This is a genomic window from Persicitalea sp., from assembly GCF_041751555.1.
Taxonomy (GTDB): domain Bacteria; phylum Bacteroidota; class Bacteroidia; order Cytophagales; family Spirosomataceae; genus Persicitalea.
Window position 1 is genome coordinate 1 of sequence record NZ_JBGSXF010000340.1, and the last position, 4,506, is coordinate 4,506.

Annotated in this window: 7 protein-coding genes and 1 pseudogene; 6 read left to right on the forward strand and 2 right to left on the reverse strand. The window is 49.3% G+C overall.

Going from position 1 to position 4,506, the window contains the following annotated elements; genetic code table 11:
* From ACEW8P_RS12190 to ACEW8P_RS12215, 6 genes are all read left to right on the forward strand, one after another.
* Positions 1–492 (forward strand): helicase-related protein (locus ACEW8P_RS12190; RefSeq protein WP_373513356.1); only part of this gene is annotated, 492 nt, incomplete at its 5' end.
* A 25-nt stretch (positions 493–517) separates the two neighbouring features.
* On the forward strand, positions 518–1,168 hold the full coding sequence (locus ACEW8P_RS12195) for a DUF1361 domain-containing protein (protein WP_373513357.1): 651 nt from the start codon (positions 518–520) through the stop codon (positions 1,166–1,168).
* A 29-nt stretch (positions 1,169–1,197) separates the two neighbouring features.
* Positions 1,198–1,905 carry a DUF2490 domain-containing protein gene (locus ACEW8P_RS12200; protein WP_373513358.1) on the forward strand — a complete coding sequence of 236 codons (708 nt, stop codon included), beginning with the start codon at positions 1,198–1,200 and terminating at the stop codon, positions 1,903–1,905.
* 124 nt (positions 1,906–2,029) lie between these two features.
* Complete coding sequence (locus ACEW8P_RS12205) at positions 2,030–2,473, forward strand: DUF2147 domain-containing protein (RefSeq protein WP_373513359.1); 444 nt, start codon at positions 2,030–2,032, stop codon at positions 2,471–2,473.
* 336 nt (positions 2,474–2,809) lie between these two features.
* Positions 2,810–3,052 carry a hypothetical protein gene (locus tag ACEW8P_RS12210; RefSeq protein WP_373513360.1) on the forward strand — a complete coding sequence of 81 codons (243 nt, stop codon included), beginning with the start codon at positions 2,810–2,812 and terminating at the stop codon, positions 3,050–3,052.
* On the forward strand, positions 3,049–3,495 hold the full coding sequence (locus ACEW8P_RS12215; RefSeq protein ID WP_373513361.1) for a PIN domain-containing protein: 447 nt from the start codon (positions 3,049–3,051) through the stop codon (positions 3,493–3,495). The genes ACEW8P_RS12210 and ACEW8P_RS12215 overlap by 4 nt, the downstream gene beginning before the upstream one ends.
* A 59-nt stretch (positions 3,496–3,554) precedes the next feature.
* Here ACEW8P_RS12215 and ACEW8P_RS12220 read toward each other — a convergent pair whose 3' ends face one another.
* Together ACEW8P_RS12220 and ACEW8P_RS12225 are read right to left on the reverse strand one after the other, a co-directional pair.
* Complete coding sequence (locus ACEW8P_RS12220; RefSeq protein WP_373513362.1) at positions 3,555–4,229, reverse strand: porin family protein; 675 nt, start codon at positions 4,227–4,229, stop codon at positions 3,555–3,557.
* 72 nt (positions 4,230–4,301) lie between these two features.
* Positions 4,302–4,506 (reverse strand): annotated as a pseudogene (locus tag ACEW8P_RS12225) (FAD-containing oxidoreductase); the annotation flags it as partial.

Below are 4,506 nucleotides of genomic sequence, written 5' to 3' on the forward strand. Positions count from 1 at the left end.
AGCCACGTGGTCAACTACGACCTGCCGCGTGACCCTGAGGACTACGTTCACCGCATTGGCCGCACGGCCCGCGCCGAGTCGGAAGGTACGGCGATCACCTTTGTAGGTGGAGCTGACAGACGCGGTGTACAGGGCATCGAGCGGTTACTCGAAAAGAGCGTCAACATTATCAGCATGACTGACGAACTGGGTCTGGGGGCCGCTCCAGTATTCGGAGATCGCAGCAGTTCCAACGATCGCTCAGGCGGCCGGGGACGGGGTGGTTCCAACCAACGACAGCGCGGTGGCGGTGACTCACGGCGTAGTAATGACTCACGAGGTCGCGGTGGGTCTTCTGCTTCGGCCGCGCCGGATGCTTCATCTCCCAGCGCTGTTACCAACGGCGCGCCTTCTGCCGATTCGGCTTCGTCGGGCGGCGAAAGAAAGCGTCGCCGCAAGCCCCGCAACAAAAGGAAATCGCCGCGTGCCGACCAAAACTCCGCCACCGAATAAACCGCCGTTCTTCTCACTGAAGAACTTGCTACCACTAATTCTGCTGGCGGGATTAAGTACATTGGCGGTGGTATTCCACCTGATCCGCATCCGTTTTAGCGAGGCGGTCGATTTTTCGCTCGACTGGAATCTTTTCTTGAGCTGGATTCCGCTGCTCGTGGCTTTCGTGGCCCGCGCGGTTTCGAAGCAGTTCGGGCAACTTACGCTCGTGATCGCTCTGCTGAGCGTTCTGTGGCTGATTTTCTTCCCTAATGCCCCCTACATGATCACTGATTTAGTGCACTTGTCGGTGGACTATAACCGCGACCTCACCTGGCACGATGCCATTATGCTTTTTTACTACGCACAGATTAGCCTTATCAATGGCTTGGTGTCGCTCTACTGGATGCACGGGGCTTGGAACCGGACTTATTCCAAGAAAGTTGGTCTGATTTTATTGCTCATCAGCTTCCCGCTAGGTGGCTTCGGCGTGTTCCTGGGCCGGATCGTGCGGCTGAATAGCTGGGATGTTTTGCACGATACCAAATCCTTTTTCAATAATATTTTAGCCAGTGTGTACGATCGCACGGCACTGCTTTTGAGCGTGGAGTTTGGGTTGTTGTTGGGAACGCTTTACTTTGTCCTTTGGGTGCTGCTGCGCTATCGCAGCCGTTGGCTGGAACGCTCGGCCCGGTAGCGATTATCTGACATCGGTTTGCTTCTTCAATGAAAAAAATAATTTTGGCACTTCTTTGTCTGAGCGCCTCTCCCCTGCTCGCGCAGCCGGAAATCATCCATCAGAATCTATATTGGCTACGTTACTATAACATCCTGAATTTCAATCAAAAATGGAGTCTACACAGCGAGGCTGACACCCGCCATTTCTTCTCCAATAGTGTTCAGCACGTCCTCATTTTTCACAGCCGTGCGGTCTACAAAGCCAACGACAAGTGGTCCTTTGGCGGAGCACTGACGTATTCGCTGCAACGTCCGCAGATGCCCGATATCACGCCCCGTCCCACTACACCCGAGTATCGGATATGGCAGGAAGCCGCCTACACTTTACCGCTTTCGACGAGGCTGGCTTTAAGCGGGCGGATTCGCACCGAGCAACGTTTTTTGTCCAACCATCCCGGACATTTCGATAACGATAACAGGTTTGTCTTTCGGCACCGCTACCGGGCGCAGTTAGCTTACACTTTGAAAGAAAAAAGCCTGGCTTTCCGGTTGTCAGATGAAGCTTTCCTCACAACGTTTCACCAGAATCTTTTTGAACAAAACCGTTTTTACTTATCGGTAGAAAAACGTTTTTCTCGCGCTGTTTCTCTGGAATTGGGCTACATGAACGTCCACCAACTGGGCCGATACGCCCAGCGACTTTATCGCCGCGATAACCTCCGCTTTACCTTAATGCACACCCTCCGGCCCATGTAGTTTTTACACAAGAATTAAGGCTCATTTTTTCATATTCCGTCTGATAAAATAGCCTGTATTTGCCGCAATTTCCGGCGGACTTCCCCGTTTTCTGACCTGTACCACACCTTAGTTCCTGACGACCGTGAAAATATTCGCACTACTCTCTTTTTTGTTTTTCTTCACCAATTCTGAACCCAATCCCACTTCCGATCAAATCCTGGGCCGCTGGATGTCTGCCGAAAAGGATTTAGCGGTGGAAGTTTATAAAGTCAACGACCACTACGCGGGCAAGGTAGTTTGGTTCGATTGCAGCAAGCCGGGTACGCCTCCGATGGCCCGACATCTGGACACTGAAAATCCCAATCCTAAATTGAGGACTCGCTCGTGGCTGGGCATGAACGTAATGGACGATTTACGCTTCAACGGTACCGATGAGTGGAATGGCGGTACGGTCTACGATCCTAACTCGGGCCGGACGTACCGCACGGTCGTCAGGTTGGCCTCGCCCAAATCTCTTATCGTGCGCGGTTACTGGGGCATCGAGTTTCTGGGCAAGAATATGCGTTTCAATAAGGTGGCTAACTAGGTGCTTTGAAAGCTTTCTTTCGCTCATCTGGGAATTTTATCCCAAACTATTTCGGTTTCACCGCTTCTCATTCGGGTTTACTCAGTAGTTGCGTAGTTTCAAAGCGGGTCACATCGCTCACTTCGACATTCAACTACCTTTTCCATGCAAGTCGTTATCGAACCGTCACCCGGATGATAACACGAAGATGGTGAGTGAAGTGAGGGTGAATAGTTGTTGATCTTCGACCGCCGGGTCGGTACGCCGCGCGGGGCTCGCCCGCTCATATTGATAGAACAAGGAAGCCCGGAACCGTTGAGTTCCAGGCTTCCCTGTTTAATTGGCCAATCGCGATGTGTGGAGAAATGGCTATCTTTCCAGAAAAAAAAGAAAATTATGGTTATTGAGCGTCAAGATGATAAAATTGTAATTGAGCCATTGTCGTCGATCAATATGAATGCCGTCCAGCAGGTGATCGATTATATCAACGCTCTGGAAATTGTTTCCCAAAACCAGGGAACAGAAGAGCAAGCTGGTGAAATGGCCCGTGAAATCAATCGGGAATGGTGGAAAAAGAACCGTGATCGCTTTGTGGGATGATTGTCGTTGTTGATACTGATATTCTGTTTAGTGCCTGTATCTCCCCAAATGGAAAAATCGCTGAAATTCTATTCAGCCCGATACCTCAATTTGAGCGAGTAAGTTGTTACTATGCACTTGCAGAACTCTTCAAGCATCAGCCCAAGATCGTCAAATGCTGCAAACTTCCTGTCGATAAGGTGAGTCAATTATTTTACCAAATCATTAAGCAGGTCAATTTCATTAACGAAGACATTGTTGAAAAGCAATTTTGGGTGGAGGCTGATGAACTTACATCAGGTGTAGATGGTGATGATGTTGCCTTCGTGGCGCTTGCTCTCCAAAGGAATGCTTGGCTTTGGACAGGTGACAAGCCGCTAACCCAGCATCTGAATAAAATGGGTTTCGAGCGAGTTATTTCTACCGCCGAACTTTACACGAAATTACGAATTGGGATAAAATAGAACGGTAGTCCATAGTTGTAGTTGAATTTTTTGAATTACAAATTCCAGAAACCCGCTCGTCACCTAGCCTTCCCAAACCAATATCCCGCCGACAAGGCCAGGCTACGGTTGTAATACGCACCAGCGCCAACTATGCTGGAATTAGGGCCAACTTCAGTCAAACCGTGATCATAGTTTACCGTCAGCGAAATCTTCCTTATTTCTACCCCAACAGCGGCAGCTATTCCATAATCCATCCGGTTGTAAGCATCTGGCGAACGGTTGTTCTTAGGCCCGAATAAAATCTTTCGGCTAGAACCTGTAGCTAAATGAAAATTAGATTTTCCGCCAATTCCCGCCGCCGCATACGGCCCCAGCCCTCCGAAAAATTTACACGAATTACCGACTTTAACTTTGTACAGGAACAGCACCGGAAGTTCAAGGTAGTTGGGTCGGAAGGAACCCCAAAAGTTCCCCGTCAATGTACCCTGTGCATTTCGAAATTCTAGTTCAGAACTGAACCCTTTGGTAACGTAAAGCAAAGCAGGTTGAATGGAAAACTTAGGAGATAGGATAATGTCCGCCTGCAAGCCAACTTGGTATCCTGGCAGAGGATCAAATTCGATACTTTTAGACTCAAATACGACATTGGATGCGTTGACACCCGCCTTCACACCAAGGCGTACTTGTGCGTAGGAATCGAACCCAAGCATCAGTAGAACGATGTATAGGTTAGCAGTAAATAGGGTTTTCATGAGTACTGAGGTTTAGAGTTTTGCATTTAAAACGCCAAACACCGAAATCTCTGTACAGAATAACCGTCAAATTCAATTCTCCACTTCCCCAAACAAGTTATTCAGCGATTCGGCCAGCGTGGGGTGGGCAAAAACGCCGTCGCGGAGCTGCTGGTAAGTAAGCTTCCCCATCATCGCAATTTGCAGCATAGCCATCATTTCGGCACCCTGCATTCCCAGTATAGCTACACCCAGGATTTGGTCATTTTCGGCGTCGATAAGTACCTTCATGAAGCCT